At 38.1% G+C, this 15,912-nt stretch carries 16 protein-coding genes; 6 read left to right on the top strand and 10 right to left on the bottom strand.

Annotation, left to right across the window (positions count from 1 at the left end; genetic code table 11):
* Positions 1 to 116: 116 nt before the first annotated feature.
* From MKJ01_RS06610 to MKJ01_RS06590, 5 genes are all read right to left on the bottom strand, one after another.
* On the bottom strand, positions 117 to 620 hold the full coding sequence (locus MKJ01_RS06610; RefSeq protein WP_241612764.1) for a hypothetical protein: 504 nt from the start codon (positions 618 to 620) through the stop codon (positions 117 to 119).
* 148 nt (positions 621 to 768) lie between these two features.
* Positions 769 to 1,326, bottom strand: a complete 558-nt coding sequence (locus MKJ01_RS06605; RefSeq protein ID WP_241612763.1) for a DUF4256 domain-containing protein — start codon at positions 1,324 to 1,326, stop codon at positions 769 to 771.
* Between the two features lie 320 nt (positions 1,327 to 1,646).
* On the bottom strand, positions 1,647 to 2,888 hold the full coding sequence (locus tag MKJ01_RS06600) for a PQQ-dependent sugar dehydrogenase (RefSeq protein WP_241612762.1): 1,242 nt from the start codon (positions 2,886 to 2,888) through the stop codon (positions 1,647 to 1,649).
* Positions 2,889 to 2,947: 59 nt separating this feature from the next.
* Positions 2,948 to 4,165 carry an alpha-amylase gene (gene amyA, locus MKJ01_RS06595; protein ID WP_241612760.1) on the bottom strand — a complete coding sequence of 406 codons (1,218 nt, stop codon included), beginning with the start codon at positions 4,163 to 4,165 and terminating at the stop codon, positions 2,948 to 2,950.
* Positions 4,104 to 4,355, bottom strand: coding sequence for an alpha-amylase family glycosyl hydrolase (locus MKJ01_RS06590; protein ID WP_241612758.1), 252 nt, complete (start codon positions 4,353 to 4,355; stop codon positions 4,104 to 4,106). The genes amyA and MKJ01_RS06590 overlap by 62 nt, the downstream gene beginning before the upstream one ends.
* A gap of 281 nt (positions 4,356 to 4,636) precedes the next feature.
* Here MKJ01_RS06590 and MKJ01_RS06585 point away from each other — a divergent pair, with 281 nt between their 5' ends.
* A complete protein-coding gene (locus tag MKJ01_RS06585; RefSeq protein WP_241612756.1) occupies positions 4,637 to 5,242 on the top strand; it encodes a hypothetical protein in 606 nt (201 codons plus the stop codon).
* A gap of 94 nt (positions 5,243 to 5,336) precedes the next feature.
* On the opposite strand, the gene MKJ01_RS06580 is transcribed toward MKJ01_RS06585, so the two are convergent.
* Positions 5,337 to 6,104 carry a succinate dehydrogenase/fumarate reductase iron-sulfur subunit gene (locus MKJ01_RS06580; RefSeq protein ID WP_241612754.1) on the bottom strand — a complete coding sequence of 256 codons (768 nt, stop codon included), beginning with the start codon at positions 6,102 to 6,104 and terminating at the stop codon, positions 5,337 to 5,339.
* Between the two features lie 168 nt (positions 6,105 to 6,272).
* Between MKJ01_RS06580 and MKJ01_RS06575 the strand changes: the two genes are divergently transcribed.
* Complete coding sequence (locus tag MKJ01_RS06575) at positions 6,273 to 6,869, top strand: ferritin-like domain-containing protein (protein ID WP_241612751.1); 597 nt, start codon at positions 6,273 to 6,275, stop codon at positions 6,867 to 6,869.
* A gap of 169 nt (positions 6,870 to 7,038) precedes the next feature.
* Here MKJ01_RS06575 and MKJ01_RS06570 read toward each other — a convergent pair whose 3' ends face one another.
* Positions 7,039 to 7,494 carry a PA2169 family four-helix-bundle protein gene (locus MKJ01_RS06570; RefSeq protein ID WP_241612750.1) on the bottom strand — a complete coding sequence of 152 codons (456 nt, stop codon included), beginning with the start codon at positions 7,492 to 7,494 and terminating at the stop codon, positions 7,039 to 7,041.
* 183 nt (positions 7,495 to 7,677) lie between these two features.
* Here MKJ01_RS06570 and MKJ01_RS06565 point away from each other — a divergent pair, with 183 nt between their 5' ends.
* Positions 7,678 to 8,475 (top strand): Cof-type HAD-IIB family hydrolase, encoded by a 798-nt coding sequence (locus MKJ01_RS06565; protein ID WP_241612748.1) that lies wholly within the window; start codon positions 7,678 to 7,680, stop codon positions 8,473 to 8,475.
* Between the two features lie 128 nt (positions 8,476 to 8,603).
* Positions 8,604 to 8,774, top strand: coding sequence for a lmo0937 family membrane protein (locus MKJ01_RS06560; RefSeq protein WP_241612746.1), 171 nt, complete (start codon positions 8,604 to 8,606; stop codon positions 8,772 to 8,774).
* 150 nt (positions 8,775 to 8,924) lie between these two features.
* On the opposite strand, the gene MKJ01_RS06555 is transcribed toward MKJ01_RS06560, so the two are convergent.
* The 3 genes from MKJ01_RS06555 to MKJ01_RS06545 all read right to left on the bottom strand — a co-directional run bounded on the left by MKJ01_RS06555 (position 8,925) and on the right by MKJ01_RS06545 (position 14,117).
* A complete protein-coding gene (locus tag MKJ01_RS06555) occupies positions 8,925 to 9,491 on the bottom strand; it encodes an OmpH family outer membrane protein (RefSeq protein ID WP_241612744.1) in 567 nt (188 codons plus the stop codon).
* Between the two features lie 143 nt (positions 9,492 to 9,634).
* Positions 9,635 to 12,820 (bottom strand): TonB-dependent receptor, encoded by a 3,186-nt coding sequence (locus MKJ01_RS06550; RefSeq protein ID WP_241612742.1) that lies wholly within the window; start codon positions 12,818 to 12,820, stop codon positions 9,635 to 9,637.
* A gap of 307 nt (positions 12,821 to 13,127) precedes the next feature.
* Positions 13,128 to 14,117 carry an aldo/keto reductase gene (locus MKJ01_RS06545; RefSeq protein ID WP_241612740.1) on the bottom strand — a complete coding sequence of 330 codons (990 nt, stop codon included), beginning with the start codon at positions 14,115 to 14,117 and terminating at the stop codon, positions 13,128 to 13,130.
* Between the two features lie 103 nt (positions 14,118 to 14,220).
* Here MKJ01_RS06545 and MKJ01_RS06540 point away from each other — a divergent pair, with 103 nt between their 5' ends.
* Together MKJ01_RS06540 and MKJ01_RS06535 are read left to right on the top strand one after the other, a co-directional pair.
* On the top strand, positions 14,221 to 14,433 hold the full coding sequence (locus MKJ01_RS06540) for a hypothetical protein (RefSeq protein WP_241612739.1): 213 nt from the start codon (positions 14,221 to 14,223) through the stop codon (positions 14,431 to 14,433).
* A 145-nt stretch (positions 14,434 to 14,578) separates the two neighbouring features.
* Complete coding sequence (locus MKJ01_RS06535) at positions 14,579 to 15,850, top strand: NAD(P)/FAD-dependent oxidoreductase (RefSeq protein WP_241612737.1); 1,272 nt, start codon at positions 14,579 to 14,581, stop codon at positions 15,848 to 15,850.
* Positions 15,851 to 15,912: the final 62 nt, after the last annotated feature.

The following is a 15,912-nucleotide window of genomic DNA, read 5'->3' as shown; positions in this document are numbered from 1 at the left end:
TCTGATTTATTCAGATAATAAGCTTATTTAGCCTCTTTAAAAAATGAAACATGGTATATAAGATTGATTATCAGGAAGTAGGGGAGTCAAAAAAAATTTCAGGACTTTAATCTATTTTATTTTAATGCTTTTGTAACAAGAGCACAGTCAGCTGTTTGAAGTTTCTGTCCATCCTTATAGCTGATTTTATTATCGTTTGCATATTTCATCTGTCCGTTTTCCTCTTTCTGTTCGCCAATTCCTTCTGTTAAAGTATTGCCCTTCTGAATAAAATAGATGTCTCTTTTGCTTTTACTGCCCTCAGACTGGAATTCATAGGTCAGTTTTAAAGTGTCCCCTGATTTAAAACCGGTTATATCACCTTTTGAGCTGTCCTTTTCATTGTTTTTATATCTTAGCTTCCCTGTAATTGTTCCCAGGTTATCATCAATGCTGGCAAAAACGCTATCCTTTCCTGTTACTCCCATATAACAGGAAGATTTGGCATTCATTGTATCCATGTCTGCTTCTTTTGCAGTTGCCGTATCTGCAGACACAGTTTCCGGTACCGGTGCTTCAGCTTTTTTATTGCAATTCAGCAGCAAAACAACAAATGAACTTAATAAGATTACTTTTTTCATATTCCTTAATTTTATGTTTAATGATAAGCTAAAATAGCAATACTATTTTTATAAGAAAATTAATTTAAGGTAAAACTCAGTTATTTCTATTAAATCATCGCAGATATGACCATCCATTTAACATAATATGAGAAGAATATAATTACAGTTAAATTGTAAGGCACCCTCTGAATCCGCGTGCAGTATAATAAGAATCGGCTCCGTTGTGATAAGTGAAAACCGTATTATAGCGACGGTCACAGAAAATGGCACCTCCAAGCTCCCTGATATGGGACGGCGTTTTCACCCAGATTGAAGTTTTAAGATCAAATTGTCCAAAATCCTGAAGCATACGATATTGTTCTTCCGTTAAAAGATCAATACCCATTTCTGCAGCTTTATCAATAACATTATTGTCGGGTTGATTGGCTTTTCTTGATGCCCAAGCCTGATAATCATAACAAAGGCTTCGCCGCTTAGGGCTTTCAGGTGAACAGTCAAAGAAAATATATTCGTCTGTATAGCTCCGGTAAGCAACAACATCCGGTTCACCATCAGTTATTTCCATTTGATATAGCGACCAGAGTTTATCAGGATTTTCTTCAAGCTTAAGTTGTATTGTATTCCAATGCAGACCTTCATGGCGGCTCATGTGATTATCAAAACGAGTTTTCAGTGTCTTTAACAGGCTTTCAGACTGTTTCGGAGTCAATTTCTTTTTGCTCATATTTTATTATTTAAAACTGATTATTCAAACTTTCTGTACAGCCAAATTTAAATGAACCTGTTTAATTGGGCAATCATTTTTTTAATGAGATGATTATATCTACATATTTTTATAAATAAGCTAAACTAATCCCATTATTAGATAATAAAGCCTGTACAAATATTGATTATAAGCTAATTATAAAAAGTCCTATAATTTATATTATGTTAAATTGAATATATTTTACGAATCGGAGCCAAACCATTGTTTTTGCAAAATGTTTTATTTTAACAGACAAAGGCTCATCTTGTAATGAACCCTTGTCTTATTAATTATATAAATTACTGTTTTGAAATACGGAATAATTTCCCTTCATCCGTTACAGCATATAATGCGCTGTCCGTTCCTTGTGTAATATCTCTGAACCGCTGATTCTGGTCAGCGAGTAATCTTTCTTCACCTGTAACCACATTATTATTGATGACCAGCCTTACAATATGTTTTCCGCTCAAAGCCGCTATAAAAAGATTATTTTGCCATTCCGGGATATTATTTCCTTTATAAAAAGTAATCCCGCTCGGTGAAATTACAGGATCCCAGTAATATACGGGCTGTTGCATTCCGGCCTGTTGCTGGATTCCGCTACCGATTACAGCGCCACTGTATTCAATCCCATATGTGATGGTTGGCCATCCGTAGTTGGCACCTCCCTGAACACGGTTGATTTCATCTCCACCTCTCGGCCCGTGTTCACTTTCCCATAAATCACCGGTAACCGGATGAATGGCGAGCCCCTGAGGATTCCTGTGTCCGATACTGTATAATTCCGGTAAAGTTCCTGATTGGGTAAATGTTGGGTTTCCGGATGCAGGCTGCCCGGTTGTGGTAATACGCAAGACTTTTCCTAATGCCGCAGTAACAGACTGTGCCAAAGGTCTTGTAGATAAATCTGAGCGTTCACCTGTACTGATCATCAGGTGTCCGGTATTGTCGAATACAATCCGGCCTCCATAATGTAAGTTTCCTACATTGGCTGCAGGATTTGCCCTGTAAATAACACTGACATTTTCAACTGTTGTTTCTGATGCTGATAATTTTCCTTTGGCAACAGAGGTCTGGTTTCCGCCGGCTACATTCTCAGAAAAGACCCAGTAAATCATACGGTTGGTAGAAAACTGAGGGTCTGCGCATACCCCAAGCAAACCACCCTGCCCTGATGAATTAACAGCAGGAAGACCTGTGATTGGACTGCTTAATGTTCCGGTAGCGGTTGCAATACGCATAGTTCCACCCTTTTCCGTAATCAGCAGTCTTCCGTCAGGTAAGCCTGTGATTCCCCATGGTGAAGATAAGGCCGAGGATAAGACACTGCTTTTATAAGGAGTAGAAGTTTTTACTCCGTTTATTCTGGTCTGCCCAGCAAATGCAGGTGCATAGTTGGTATTGGCCTGATTGGTTTCTACCGGCGGAAGCTTACTTCCTGTTTCAGTTTCAGGATCCGAAAGATTTTCGTCGATAGTTTCCGTACAACCTGCAAACATCATTGATGAAGCAAGCATCATATGAGAGAATCTAATTTTCATATTAAAATATTTTGTAATGTGGTATGTGACTCTATGCAAATTTCCTGCCGCATTAAATTCTACTGAATACCGGAACTTACCCAGACGCTTACTGAAGCTTTATTAACCCAAAACCTGGCATTTCCGTTCTCATCTGCTGTTATTTCATCATGCCTGTGGCCCAGAAAATCCCTGAATGTTTTGCCTGCATTTTCTTTTCCTAAGCTGATATGCTTGTATGCTTCACCGCTATTGGAAATAATCACGATACAGCCCGGTTTTTCTTTATTTCCTTTTCTTATCCATGCGATACAGTTCGGATGATCAAAATAAGTACGTTGTTCTCCGAATGCAAAAAGTTTTCTGGCTTCTAATAATTTCGGCAAAGCATCAACTTTCGGAATTACAATTTTAATTTCTGCATCATTTTTTACATCGGTATATTCAGCTCCGAAGAGATCCGGATAAAAAACGCAGGGATAACCTTGCTTCAAAAGTAAAATAAGAGCATACGCTATAGGCTTAAACCAGCCCTGTACTGAAGATTCCAATGCCTGTAACGGCTGCGTATCATGATTTTCTACAAAAGAGACTGATAATGAAGGTTTTTTTTCCAGTAAACTTCCTTTTAAGATCCGGGAAAGGTCATAAGCACTTCCCTCTTCAGAGGCTTTAAAGAAATTATAATGCAAAGGTGCATCAAAGCAGGAAATCATATCATCCATTTTATCGGAAAAACGGGCTATTTTATCAGGTTCATCTTTCCAGAATTCACCCAATACAAAGCAATCAGGATTCAACTCGGTCTTGATATATGAAATCCATTCTTTAAGAAAATCAGAAGAAAGATGTTTTAGAGCATCCAGCCGTATACCGTCTGCTTTGGTGATATCCATGTACCACTTGATCCAGTCTTTCATTTCCCGGATCACATGAGGATTGCGGTACTCTACATCGGCTCCCATCAGATAATCATAATTGCCAAACTGATGGCTTACTGTTTCAGTCCACTCGGTGCCGCATGTATTATGGATTTTAAAAATCCCATTAAGCTGCTTATTATCTTTTTTAACAATATCGATCCCGCTGAAACAATTGTAATCCCAGATAAAATCTGAATATTTTCCCTGCCGGCCCGGAAAGGTAAATTTAGTGAAGGCCGAAACATGCATGGGTCCGGATATAATTTCATTGCGGTTTTCTCCATTGACTTGGTGTACCGCAATATGTTCTTCTTCATCCGCTCCCATCCTGTGGTTGAGTACCGTAGCGCGTGGGGATGCCGCCTTTCTGATCAAACTCTCCGAGATCATAGAGGTCATATACATCATAGCCTCTTCCCTCTTGGCCTAAATTACATTTGGTAGCCGGAGGTAGCCATGCGGCCGTAAATCCCAGCTTACTTAAATATTCTGCATTGTCAGCAAATTCATTCCAAAGTTTTCCGGTGTGATACCAATGGAAATATTGAATAATTACTCCGTTCATCTTATCAATCATTTATTCTCTATCATACCCTTTAAGTAAAGGGACATTTAAATATTATTAATAATCCCGATTTGGGCTGGTATTTCAAGATATATAATTTGTTTTAATATGAAGCTGATCGCTTCAATTCATTATATAACCGAATTTCGTAAATAAAATTTTTGAAATTTATGATTGCAATCAGCGAATATCCGGTTACTGCTGAAGCAATGTGATCCTGCTCATAAGGATTTTGCCCTGCGTATGTTATCTTTGTTTCAACACCTACAGAAAATAAGCATATGAAACCGAAACAAATCCCGGGAGTTTCTTTACAGAAAGGCGGAGGATTTCATGACAGTGAAAGTACAAAGGAATATCCTGCTTCAGAAATAGATGTAAAGTTCCATATTCTGAGAGACCGTTTTTTTTCTATCAATGAATGGAAAAGCTACTGTAAGAAAGCTTCGGCTGAATTTAAGCATTACGACCATACGGGACAGCCTGCTAATCGGCATCCTGAAAAAGGTGATTTTATAAGGATCGGTATTCCCGGGCCGGGAAGTAAAGAAGCCAGCGGTTATGACTGGGTGGAAATTGTATATCTGTCACACCGTGACACTGAAGGTTCAGAATCTTACCTGATGATATGCAGGCCTTCCAAAGAACCGAATAAATTAAAAGGGCATATCGCCCATTTTTACAGCAGTGCAGCCACATCGAATATTATGATTTCCAAAGAAGGGAATATTCTGAAAGTCGGAGTTTATGGCCGTAATGAAAGACCCAATTTCAATGCTGGTTTCATAGATAAAATCAGAAATTTTTTGATTGCTTTCGGTGGTATGTTCGGAGTATCAAAGATCCAATGGAAGCTGCTAGCCGAAGGTTTGCTGGATTTCAAGTAAATATTTAAAACTATTACATTGACCATTTATACACCACTATACTTTCTATTTTAGAGGCTTTTCCAAAAATGAAAAGCCTCTTTTTTATATAAAATTATTTTTTATCAAGCCATGCACTGATATATTCTTTATTCATCCGGGCAATATTATCAAGAGAAATATTTTTAGGGCATTCCACTTCACAGGCTCCGATCACCGAACAGTTCCCGAACCCTTCCTCATCCATAGCTTTTACCATATTTAAAACCCTGCGTTTCGCTTCCACCCTTCCCTGCGGCAGTAAAGCAAAATGTGATACTTTGGCACCTACAAAAAGCATAGCCGCACCATTCGGGCAACAGGCAACACACGCTCCGCAACTGATACAAGAGGCAGCATCCATAGATTTGTCTGCATCTTCTTTAGGAACGGCAATCGCATTCGCATCCAGTGTACTCCCTGAAGTATTGACGGAAATGAATCCTCCGGCAGCCATAATCCGGTCAAATGCACTCCGGTCTGTGATCAGATCTTTAATCACGGGAAAAGCGATGCTACGCCATGGTTCTATTACAATGGTCTGACCATCTGTAAACATCCGCATATGCAGCTGGCAGGTCGTGATGCCGTTATCAGGGCCATGGGCCCGCCCATTGATATACAAAGAGCATGTTCCGCAAATTCCTTCGCGGCAGTCATGGTCAAAAGCAATCGGTTCTTTATCCTGATTAATCAACTGTTCATTAAGAATATCAAGCATTTCCAGGAATGACGCTCCGGTGGAAATATCGGAAACTACATAAGTCTCAAATTTTCCTTTGGTACTCCTATTCTTCTGTCTCCATATTTTTAAGGTAAGATGTAACGTTTTCTGTGCATTCATGTTAAAAATGATTTGATGTTTTTAAATGTACGCCAAAGAATACTTCATATTTATGAGCGACCGCATAATAAGATAAATTTCGCATACCACAATTTGATAGTTCCAATGATTATGGTCTTATAGTTGCAGATTCTCCAGCAATCAATAATCACTAAAAATATAATTGTTATGGAATCTAAAACACCTGCAAAAAAAACAACAGCCAAGTCCGGCGGCGCAAAAAAAACAGCCGCTAAAGCAGCAGTAAAATCAGCTTCAAAAAAGCCTGCTAAAAAAGGTGCAGCCAAAGAACTGAAAGATCTTTTTGAAGATTCATTGAAAGATATTTATTGGGCAGAAAAAGCGTTGGTAAAGGCATTACCTGCCATGATGAAAAACGCTACCGATAAAAAACTTAAAAATGCTATCGAAAACCATATCGGTGAAACAGAAACGCAGATCGAAAGACTGGAAGCCTGTTTTAAATCATTAGGAAAAAAAGCCCAGGCTAAAAAATGTGATGCCATGCAGGGATTGCTGGATGAAGGTAAAAGCATTATGGAAGAAACAGAAGCCGGAACCGTGCGAGATGCAGGAATTATTGCAGCGGCCCAAAAGGTAGAACATTATGAAATTGCTACTTACGGTACATTGGCAGCATTCGCAAAAATCCTTAAAGAAGAAGAATGCCTGAAATATCTTTTGAAAACATTAAATGAAGAAAAAAAATGTGATCAACTGCTGACGAAAGTAGCGGATACCAACCTTAACAGCAAAGCGAAATAAATTAACAAAGTAAAAGATAAAATAATCTTTTCAATTGGTTCACATTATCGAACAAAAGGCTGTCTTATAGATTGTAAGACAGCCTTTTTTAGTAGTTCAACAGTAGATCCTGTAAATAATCAAACCATTCTTTTAAGAATGGTTTGATTGAATTATTAATCCGGGATAGTTATTTCCTGTACTCGATCATGTTTTTAAACTGATGGTATGAATCTTTAATATGTTTCAGATGTTCAGATACGATATCAAGGCTTTTTTCGGTCAGTTTTCCGCTGTCTATAGCGTTTTGGTAGGCATCAATAGCTGCTTTTTCTCCGAAAACCACATTTTCTAATGTCGATTCTTCCGTATTGCCTATGGTGAAAGAGTTTTTAATATCAATCCATGTCCTGTGAAGTGCTCCTGCGGCGGAGGTTGAATCACTTGGTTTTTCCCCGTCATCCTGGATAAGATTGATCAGTTCATTTTTCATTACAGTGGAAAGAGAATTCATCCGTGCATATTCTGATTTTACATCCGGATAGTTTTCCCATATTTTGCCTTCCACTCTTGCAAATCCTTCTATCCTGTCATTCGTAATGTGCAGCAAATCATTTAATACAGAGGCTTCTTCTTGATTTTTCATAATGTATATTTTGGTGTATTTGTAGCTGTACAAGAATTATACCTTATATCTTAAGGGTTATGATAATTATTACTATTGATTAATGGATTAATGGATTAAAAATAAATTTAAACAAAGCTGTTGATAAGGTATAAAACTTTGTCCGTATTTTTGCTGGAACAAATTCAAATGACAAATTCAAACATGGAACCTATTCATGATCTCACTATAAAAGCTGTATTTTTTGATGTTGACGGGACCCTGATTAGTTTTAAAACCAATTCCATACCGGACTCCACGCAGAACGCCATCAGAAAGCTGCGGGCAAAAGGCATTAAAGTAATTGTAGCAACAGGACGTTCCATTAATTCTCTTGAACATATCAAACATATTGATTTTGACGGGTTCATTACGTTTAACGGCGGATATTGTATGAGCGCTGAAGGAGAAATTATGTTTAAAGAAGCCATTGATCCCTCGGATATCAGAAATTTAATTATGTATTCCAGAAAACATCCTTTAAGTTATTCCCTCATGTACGAAGATAAGGTGGAGATTAACGATGCGACTCCCGAGCTTGTCGGCATGTATGCGCATATCAATCTTCCTGTTCCGCCGGTCCACGATAAAAATCATATTGATACAGATCATGTGCTCCAGGCTAATATTTTTCTTGGTCCTGATGATGAAAAATCTTTTATGGAAAAAGTAATGCCCAATTCTGTAAGTTCCAGATGGACTCCGCTCTTTGCCGATGTCAATCCGGGGAGCATCAGCAAGCAGACCGGTATTGAATATTTCTGCAGGCATTTCGGAATAGACCTTTCGGAAACAATGTCTTTTGGTGATGGCGGGAATGATATATCGATGTTAAAATGTACAAAAATAGGGATTGCTATGGGAAATGCGAATGACCGCGTAAAAGAAATTGCAGATTATATTACAGAAGATGTTGATCATCACGGCATTGAAAAAGCTCTGCTTTACTTTGGCATATTCTGATTTTATTTTAAATATTTTAGATAAAAAGCATTCATATTACATTATGTGGTACATGTTTTATCGGGTTTCCAAAAAAAAGGCACAATATGTGTATAAGACTAATCAAACAACATTAAAATTTTTTAGTCATGAGAAGTATATTATGGTTAGTAGCAGTTATTTGCATTGTAGTATGGCTTTTAGGAATGCTTGGTATTGTTCCGGGAATGAGCACAGGATATTTAGTTCACGTATTGCTTGTTATTGCAATTGTTGTCATTCTTTACAATCTTATATCAGGTAGAAGACCTCTTGATTAGGTACAGGTAAAACTTAAAAATAAAAGCTGGAAACGGGAAGATATACATTCTTAGTTTCCAGCTTTTTACGTATTGGATATGATTATCAATATATTATTGATCTGGTAATATACCCACTCAATAATTTTACAATATGCTTCTTTAAGTAGACTATTTGCCTGCAGGTTTTGAAGCGGTAGCGCCAAGTTTTGATTTTACAGCCGGCGTAATATCTTCACCACCATCCGTATACGCCAGTCCGCTGTTTCCCTGGGAAGCGGCAACATCAAATACATAAGCAAGACCTTTTTCTTTAGCTACGGTAGAAATCATTCCGCTTACCTTTTTCTGGATCGGCGTGAAAAGTTCAGACTGTTTTTTAGAAACCTCCTGAGCTGCCTTGGTACGGGCTGCTTCAATATCTTTACCTAATGTCTGTAATTCAGTCTGTGCGGCCGTTAATTCTTTAATTACCGTTTCTTTATTCGCTTCGCTGATTGTTTTTTCCTTATCCTGAGCTGCTTTAAGTTTAGTTTGGTAGGAAGCGATCATCTTTTCAATTTCACTCTGCTTTGTTTTTGTAAAAGTATCTAATGATGCTTCTGCTGTTTTTGCTTCCGGGAGATTGGTATAGATATCGTCAGAATTAACGTGGCCTATTTTCTGCTGTGCATTCATCAGATTCGAGGTTAGGAATAAACCGGCTGCCAAAGAGCATGCAGTAATTAATTTTTTCATGTTTATTGAATAATTAGTAAGTATTTAAAATTTCAAGCCACAAATATAATAAATATAACTAGCTTGATAGTTATATTATGAAAAGAAGCCCTGAATTAAATCCGGGCTTCTATCGAAAGAATATATAAAAAGAAAAATTATCATTAAAAATTGTACCGCAGTCCAAGCTGAGCCTGAAATCTTGAAGCGAACTGATCTATGGTATAAGGCAGTCCCGGCGTCGTAAAATTATAGACAGGATCTCCTGCTGATGGCTGCCCCGCAGCAATATTCCCCACTTTCGTTAGGCCAACACTTGCTGTTGAATTGAATGTATTGGGTACAAAATATACTTTTCCCCAGTCTTTGTTCAATAAATTGGTCAGATTAATGATACTCAGAGAGATCTGAAGAGTATTTTTTGATTTTTCACTTAGGCGGATTTCATCCATAATTCTGAAATCAGCCTGGATGTTCCATGGTGTGTTGTCTCCGTTACGTTCCGTGAATTTACCTCTGCGGCTGCTTAGGTATTCATTTCCGTTGATGAATTTTTCATAATCCGCAATCTGCTGTGCAGCCGAAACCGTAATATTTCCTGAAGCATCTTTTATCGGAGCGATATATTTAGCCGCTTCTGCCGCATCTTTAAAAATATAGGCTAAACCTGCCGCCTGTCCGCTGTTAGCAATGGTACTGTTTATAAATCCCCATGAAAAAGGATTCCCTGATTGGGCATTAAAATACACATTTGCAGACAATCTGTTAGACTGGGAAAGATTTAAAGAATACCCGAGATTAGCGACCACTCTGTTTTTAATGGCAAAGTTGGAAGTGGTAAGTTGAGGATTATTCGGTGTCAGGGACTGGTTCATCTGCCAGTTGCTTTCCATTGAATTTCTGATTCCGTTCGTGATATCTTTGGCATCTCCATAGGTATAGGCTACAAAAAAGTTTAACCCGAAATTGTAAGCTTTAGCAAGCTGCGCCGTCAGATTATACCGGTAGCCTTCTTTGGTATTGGAAAGCATATAGGCATTGGAGAAATTACTATTGATATTTGAAGAATAGACAGGCATTTCATGATTGGTATCATAACTGAAATACGTTGGATTATCTGATTTATTTACCTGCTGGAATTTTAAATCATATAATACTTTGGTATAAATTCCTTCCAGGGTCAATTTATAGCCTGAAACCGTATAATCCAGTGCCAATGAACTTCTCCAGACCCTCGGCATTTTAAAGTTATTGTCAATAAGATCGACCTGTACTTTGGAAGAGTTCTGCCATTTCGGGAAATTTCCGCTTACTAAAGGATCTCCATTAGCTGCAAGCTGAGCGGCTGTCGGAGCATTATAATCATAGCTTCCGAAACCTACGCCGTCATTGTAATAAGCATATCCCAGCCACGCAAAAGGGATTCTTCCCACAAATACACCTGAGCCTCCTCTCATTACCAGGGACCTGTCTTGGGTAAGATCAATATTAAATCCTAATCTCGGAGAAATGGTAGGTTTGTTAAGATAATCGTTTGTAAGCTGGCTCAAAGGAGTATAATCATAGGTATGTCCATAGTTCGGATCTGCTGGTGAGCTGTTAACTTTCTGGCTTAAAATAGGTTTGTTCGGTAAATCCGTGTAATCAACCCTGACACCCGGCGTCAGTCTCAGCCGTCCTAAATTAATTTCATCCTGAAAGTACATCGATAATAAATTGACCTTATACTGTGCATAAGGATTATCAAATAAATCCTGCCTGTCGGCTCCGTTTAAAGAGTATGTCCCTCTTATCCTTGCCGGGTTGGCGTTATAAAAATCATTTAAGCTTTTATAGGAGATCCTTCCGTTTAGCGCGTTGACAAACCCATAATCAATGTTATATAATTCGTTATGAGTACCCAATAAAAAGGTATGATGCCCTGTTTTATAAGTAAGATTATCGGTGATTTCAAAAGTTTTCTGCTTCATATTGAAAACCGTAGCTTCCCTGTCATTTCCCAATAAAATAGTGCCTCCACTGTAGGCAATCTCCACCTGTGGAAACATCGCATTCTGCGAGCTTGGGTCCCTGTAATCATGAATCGATGAGTAGCCTAGGATCAGATTGTTGTTCCAGCGGTCATTAAAGCGGCTTTTAAGTTCCAGCGTGGTGGTAGAGGCATTGTTTTTCTGAATAAAATCCATCCCTGAAAAACGGAAATTGGCACCGTCTCTTTCCAGATTGGAAGCCTGTGAGAATACCGTATTGTTCTTAATGGATAAGGTATGCCGGTCATTAATCTTCCAGTCTAATTTATTAAACAGTTTGGCACTTTCCGAAAAGTTATTGTACTGATCAGATGTTCCGACATTAAAGTTGTACTTATTTCTTACAAAATCAGAAATCTGCTGTGCAGTGGCTGTATTCAGCAGTGCGCCCTGATCGCCTGCATTATAAAAAACAGGGTCTGTTCTTTTCGTATATTCAATATTACTGAATAAGAAAATTTTATCTTTTACTACAGGCAGTCCTACTCTTCCGCCATATATAAAATCTTCAAAAGAATTCGGCATTTTTGAGTTGTCTCCTATCCTGTTTCTTCCTGTAATCGCAGCATTCCTGCCATACATATACAGTGATCCTTCCACATTATTACTTCCGCTTCTTGTTACGGCGTTAATGCTTCCACCCAGAAAGTTTCCTAATTTTACATCATAGGGAGCAATATATACCTGTACATCCTGTATGGCATCCAGACTGATGGAATTGGAACGGGTACTGCTCCCCGGCATACCCGACGTTCCTGTCTGTCCTCCTAACGACGGACTAAACCCGATCGCATCATTATTGATAGAACCGTCAATCGTCACGTTATTATACCGGAAATTGGTTCCATTAAATGAATTATTGGCACTTTGCGGAACCAGTTTGGTAACATCCTGGATTCCTCTGTTGATATTCGGAAGGCCGGAAATCTGTGCCTGGCTAATCCCCACTCCAAATTTTGCCGCGGTTGTTCTTTTGGACGTGAGTTTCACTTCATCAATAACTTTTTCATGGTTACCAATTTCTACCACCGGAAGATCATTATTTCCCAGAGAAAGCTGAACATTGCTGTTGGAATAGATCACTTTGCTACCATCGATGACTTCAATGGAATAAGGTCCGCCCGGCTGCAGGTTATCAAGGCTGAACTGTCCGTTCTTATTGCTTTTGGTTTCGAATGTACTGTTGGTGGGAATATGGATTACTTTTATGGTCATCTCAGAGGCAGTTCCCCTTAGTCTTCCGAAAATCTTAGAGCTTGTCTCCTGTGAAAAAACAAAACTGAAAGATATTAATGCAATGGCACAGATTACTTTTTTCATTTTTTATACTTCAAATTGTACCACAAAAGTATCATGAAGTGCAATCCCACGCGTTAACACACAAATAATATTACATCACTTAATATTTAATATTTCCTTAAAAAAAAATTAAATCAACTTATTTTATAGCCTTTGTCTGTATACTTAAATATTTAAAATTCAAATAATTGATTTGATGATACAATCTTCATCAACATTAATATTATTTAATATTGATCATTAGTAATTCGTCACGTCATTTTACCTATTGACAAAATAACCTCTCAGAGAGACCGAGAGGTTAGATTAGACCTTTATAAATTATAAATTATTCGGGTGTCTGGGCCTTTTCATAAATCAATCCCTCGGATTTCAATTCTTTCCAGAAGTCTGAAGGAATATTTTTATGTAACGCATTTACGTTATCTTCTACCTGCTCAGGTGTGCTTGCTCCAGGGATAATAGAAGCAAATTCATCAGCTGCCAGTACAAACTGAAGAGCGGCATCTACAATATCAATTTCATATCTTTTGGCGATCTCAGTGATTTTATTACGCTTCTCCATCATTCCTTTTGGGATTACATCCTTATAATTATATCTTGGCCTGCCATTAATAAATCCTGAATTGTAACCAGCGCCGGAAACAAGTTTCACTCCTGCCTTCTTTACTGCAGGCAGCAATCGGTCAACCGCATCTTCATGTTCAAGAATAGAATATTGTGTTGCGGAAAGGCAGACGTCCGGATCGGCAGCCTCAATACAATCTAAAATAGGTTCAATTTTATTAACGCCCATTCCCCATGCTTTGATAACACCCTGGTCCCTTAATTCCGAGAGAACTTTAAATGCGCCTTCCCTTGCCTGCTTTAAAAAATAGGGATAACGGTCTCCGACCTGGTCTTCTGACAGGTCATGTACGTATATAATATCAATATGGCTGAGTTTCGTCCTTTCAAGGCTTTCTTCAATCGATCTTTTAACAGCATCAGCCGTATAATTGTGCTCAAAATCAAAAGATAAAGGATCCTGCCACATGGTCGGAGGCACCTCATTTTCCGGTACAGCGGTAAATAACCTTCCTACTTTCGTAGAAAAAATAAACTCATCCCTATTTTGACCTGCAAGAAACTTTCCAAACCTTCTTTCGCTTTTAGTCAGCCCATACCAGGGTGAAGTATCATAATATCTGATTCCCAGGTCCCAGGCTTTTTGCAAAACGTCATGAGATTCTTCATCCGTAAGTGCTTTAAATGCTGTCCCTATGGCAACGCCGCCCAGTCCGAGCTTGTGATTTTCTTTTAAAATGTCTGTGTTCATATTATAATATTTAAGATTCGGTTGTTATGAAGGATACAAACATTATGCAGACTTGCCATGAGATCATCATATTCTGTAATTTTACCCCGATTTAAGATCATAAATGGCAAAAACCGAAATACTTTTTCATAAAAATGAACTCGAATCCACCGGTATCGAAATAATCGGTATTGATGAAACTCGTCATGAAGGGCACATCGCACATCGCGATGAACATTTCATACTAATTCTTCAGAAAAAAGGAAAGTTTTTTTGGGAACTGGATTTCAGGGAAGTTATTATCAGGAATTTCTGCCTGTTATGTTGCTCGATTTGATTTTTTGCTTTTATAAATATTTGATATTTAAATTATTTTTCTAAACTTCAGATTTATGATAGTTCCATTGAATATAAATCTACCACAAAACCTTTATTTGGCTTTATTATTGAATCGTTAACAGCACCACTTCAATATCATATATATGAAAAAGCATATCGTCATCATAGGCGGAGGATTCGCAGGGATCAACCTTATTAAGTCTATGGTAAATGACAACCGGTTCCGTATTACTTTGGTTGACAAAAACAATTATCATTTTTTCCCGCCGCTTATTTATCAGGTAGCCACTTCGTTCATTGAAGCATCCAATATCAGTTATCCGTTTCGGAAGATGATTTCAAAGTATAAGAATGTAAGTTTCCACATGGGGAGCCTGGTAAAAGTGAATCATGATCATAATACTGTTGAAACTGATACAGGAACAATTAATTATGATTATCTTATTCTGGGATTGGGAACTGAAACCAATTTCTTTGGAATGGACAATGTACAGAGATGTGCATTATCCATGAAAACTATTGATGAAGCGCTGTATCTGAGAAACCACATGCTACTGACACTTGAAGAAGCGGCACGTAATAAAAACGTAAAAGAAGCGCAGAAGCTGCAAAATATTGTTATTGCAGGCGGAGGGCCGACTGGTGTTGAGCTTGCAGGGATGATCGCAGAAATGGGAGCCTATATTGCAGAAAAAGAATATCCGGAGATAAAACTCGGTCTGTCTAACATTTATTTGATTGATGCTCTTCCTACATTGCTATCTCCAATGAGTAAAATGGCACAGGAGGCAGCTTATGAGAGACTTAAAAAACTAGGCGTAAAGATACTGCTGAATGTAGCTGTAAAAGATTATATGGATAAAAAGGTAATCCTGGCTGACGGTAAAACCATTGAAACAGAAACATTGATCTGGACTTCAGGCGTAATCGGACGGGAAGTTCCGGGAATTCCTGAAGAAAGCATCGGGAAAGGAAGGAGATTGCTAGTAGATGCATACAATAAAGTTCAAAATACGGCAAATATTTATGCATTGGGTGATATTTCATTACAGCTTACCGAAGAAAAATATCCAAAAGGACATCCCCAATTAGCTCAGGTAGCCATTCAGCAGGCAATAAACTTAGCTGAAAACCTGAAGCGGATTGAAGATGAAAAGGTTCTGAAACCTTTCACTTATAATAACAAAGGAAGCATGGCTATTATTTCAAAATTCGATGCTGTAGTTGATCTTCCTAAATTTTCATACAAAGGTTTTACAGCATGGCTTACCTGGCTGTTCATTCATATTATTCCGCTTGTTACATTCAGGAGCAAAGTGCGCCTGGCCTTTAACTGGCTGAGATTGTTTATTACCAATAACCCTTCGATACGCTTAATCTTAAGACCTAAAAGAGAAACGAGTGAGCATCAGTAATTTTAATATTCATGATATATTTCATAAATTTACAGACCTGTGACAATTCGGTTGCAGTGTAA

The organism is Chryseobacterium sp. SSA4.19 (genome assembly GCF_022601875.1).
GTDB lineage: Bacteria > Bacteroidota > Bacteroidia > Flavobacteriales > Weeksellaceae > Chryseobacterium.
This window is presented reverse-complemented; position numbering and strand designations above follow the sequence as displayed.